Raw genomic sequence first — 3,075 nt, 5'->3', positions numbered from 1 at the left:
CAAAGCTAAAAAACAATGTTTTACAACATACATTAACCACCAGGGCGAAATATTCAAAGCAGTTAACAAAATTCATAAAATAAAAAAAAGAGGCCCCTCATCACTGAGAAACCCCTTCAAAATGCAAATTAAAAGAGAGACATTAAAACATCCTTAATCCTCTGTCCATCCGGTATAACGATACCCTTCAACGGTATAAGTAACACCTGGATCAACTGTGGTAGTATAAGTGAATGATATTTTATCACATACTGTCCCAGAAGGAGCCGTAGCTCCATTCAACTCTAACTTACCATCGGTCAACGTAAAAGTTTCATCTGAAGAAGCTACATTCCCTGCCAGATTCATAATGTCCGTACCAGAAAAAGACAATTCAGGTACATTGCATGAAATCTTACCATTGATAAAATAGCTTTTTGCCGCATCGCCAGGAGTATTAGCTGAATTATATGCCCCAATACGAATCCAACATTTATCCGTATCATAATCACTTGTATTAGCTAAAAAGCAATCCACGTGTTCAGCCACAACCGCTCCATTTCTCGATACAGATACCGTATACTGTCCTCCTAATGGATGAATCGGTGTATACTCAATATCATAACTCAAATCTTCCGAATTACAAGCTGTCAAAATCCACAAACAAGACAGCAACATATAGATATATCTGAACTTTTTCATAAAACAATTCTAATCAAAAACATTAATCATTTACTTTCCTCTCTCTACTTGCCACCACATTGGTTCTTCCAAATTCTTCGTCACAGGTGCATTAGGATTATACTGTGAAGAACGTGAAGGTATCAATAAGCGACGAGGAAAATCAGTTGGCTGTAAAACAGAAGAACCCGGTGCCACCAATGTTCCCAATTCATAACCTGGGGTAAGTTCACGCTGCAAAGCCACATCTGAAACACGCACGGTAGCTGCACTACTAATAGCCGGAATACCTGTACGGTTGCGGTCAAATACACCGTCCAGTGCGTTAGCATGTGCATAAGAAATCCATTTCTGCGTCATAATACATTTCATCATCGTTTCTTCAGAAGTTTCATCAAATGCATAAGCACCACCTGCTGCAATAAACTCTTCTCCTTTGCCAGCTGTAGATTCCCAACGGTCAAAAGCTGCCTTTACTCCATTATCGTATTTCTCTTTCGCAGCAGAGGCATTTCCCAAACGTGCATAAGCCTCAGCCTCCAAGAAAAAGATTTCAGCCTTATTCATTAAATATACAGGATCATCATAAGCCTGAGTATATGCAGACGATTCAACCAAAGCTATCGTACTGGTCTGGGGCTTACTTCCACAAGGAAGCCCTTCATATATATCAGAATTCTCACCTTCGCCATTCGAAGCCGCAGTCACTTCATAAAGATTAGCAATACGCGGGTCATCATAATGCAACAAGTATTCAACCAAAGTATGACAAGCACGAATATTAACCTTTGTATTTAACTGACGAATATTATATTCATACAAAGGATTTCCCTTATCTGTGGCATCTTCAAATTTTGTAAAAGCACAATCGTCTTCTAAAAAATCGTTTTCATCCAACAAAGCTTGTATAGCCTGCTTATTTGCATCAAAATCACGTACCAGAACTTTCAGCTTCAAGTTTTTGGCAAATTTTCTCCACTTCTCTATATCACCTTCCAAAAACATATCATAAGTATCAATGTATGAACTTGATTTCTCTGCTGCCTGAGGACATTTATCTATAGCTTCTTGAAGCAATGACAAGATTCCCGGATAAACGACTGTATGTCCATCATCATAATGAGGATAAGGATATTTTTCCTGATCCAAAGCTTCTGTAAAAGGTATATCTTCATACAAGTCAGCCAGCATGTGATAATTATAGGCTGTCAACACCTTAGCAATCACCCAATAGTCCCATGCTTCTTCTTGCTCAGCCATCGCAATTACATCTTTCAAATCAGGTAACGTATTGGTGTATGCATTTGTAAAGAAGCCATTGTATGACGTTACAGTCAAACTATAGTTACACAATGTGTTATACTGGTTGGTGGTATTTCCCTGTGTAGTAAACTGTAGCCACATATCTCCCATCAAATCACCGTAAAGCCCAAGCTGAGAAATAGTAGAAGCACAGGCAGACGGCAACAATGCCGACATCGTAGTAGTAACCGGGTAGTTAGGGTTATCGTTCACATCAAGGTAATCTTTACAAGACGTCAACGAAGTGCCAGCTATCAGTAAGGCAAATAAACTGGAATATAATAATTTATATCTTTTCATAAAACAATATTCTTTAATGATTAAAATACGACTTTCACATTCACACCAATATTACGTGTAGAGCTTGTACCGGTAGTTTCACCGAATTCAGACAACAAGTCATTACCCAAGTTAGACACTTCAGGGTCTACATAATTATTTTCCTTCGGAGTGAACAGAAGCAAATTACGTCCCACTAAAGCCAGAGAAACCTGCTGGAACGGTGTCTTTGCCAACATGGATTTCGGGAACGAATATGAAAGTGAAACTTCACGCAGTCTGAAATAATCTTTAGGAATAATAAAGTGACGACGTACTTCCGGACTATAGGAATAATTTCCTAATGCATTATACATTTCATCTGCACGAACAGGAATATTATTTTCCACATATTGGCCATTTACCACTTTTACAGAATGCGGATAAATGAACGAATTACGTTCATTAAATACCGTTTGTGTAGAGTTTCCGTTGAAGTGAGAAATATATGAAGTATTTGACAACAGATATCCACCTTTTCTCCAATCAGCAGATGCACTAAGCGTAAATCCCTTCCACTTCAATATGGTATTAAATCCCATGTTAAACTTAGCTTCTGAACTACCTACATATTCATACTCTGTATTACTGTCAGAAAGATAACCGTTATTGTTCACGATATTATAACCATAATAAGGACTGTTTTCATCCATCACTTTATTTGCTGCCGGAATACGGAACATACCTACCGGCTCACCTACCTTCAATACATAGTACACGCCACGCCAGTTTGTATAAGAATATTCATCTGTTCCTTCCCACAACTCTTTAACTTCACTCATGTTCTTTGTGAAT

The 3,075-nt window shown here is 38.2% G+C and carries 2 protein-coding genes and 1 pseudogene; all 3 read right to left on the bottom strand.

Annotated elements, in window-relative coordinates:
• Nucleotides 1–153 precede the first annotated feature (153 nt).
• Complete coding sequence (locus WKT20_RS17790; RefSeq protein WP_340417836.1) at nucleotides 154–681, bottom strand: lipid-binding protein; 528 nt, start codon at nucleotides 679–681, stop codon at nucleotides 154–156.
• Between the two features lie 30 nt (nucleotides 682–711).
• The gene (locus tag WKT20_RS17785; RefSeq protein ID WP_340417835.1) at nucleotides 712–2,262 is read right to left on the bottom strand and encodes a SusD/RagB family nutrient-binding outer membrane lipoprotein; all 1,551 of its coding nucleotides are present in this window, start codon (nucleotides 2,260–2,262) and stop codon (nucleotides 712–714) included.
• A gap of 20 nt (nucleotides 2,263–2,282) precedes the next feature.
• A pseudogene (locus WKT20_RS17780) lies at nucleotides 2,283–3,075 on the bottom strand (SusC/RagA family TonB-linked outer membrane protein); the annotation flags it as partial.

This window comes from Phocaeicola sp. ICN-14070, assembly GCF_037892625.1.
GTDB classification, from domain to species: domain Bacteria; phylum Bacteroidota; class Bacteroidia; order Bacteroidales; family Bacteroidaceae; genus Phocaeicola; species Phocaeicola plebeius.
Note: the sequence above shows the minus strand (reverse complement) of the source record. Positions and strands in the feature narration are given on the sequence as shown.

Bases quoted from the DNA above. Each gene is read 5' to 3' on its own strand.
- WKT20_RS17790 (WP_340417836.1), bottom strand. From the start codon at position 681: ATGAAAAAGTTCAGATATATCTATATGTTGCTGTCTTGTTTGTGGATT.
- WKT20_RS17785 (WP_340417835.1), bottom strand. From the start codon at position 2,262: ATGAAAAGATATAAATTATTATATTCCAGTTTATTTGCCTTACTGATA.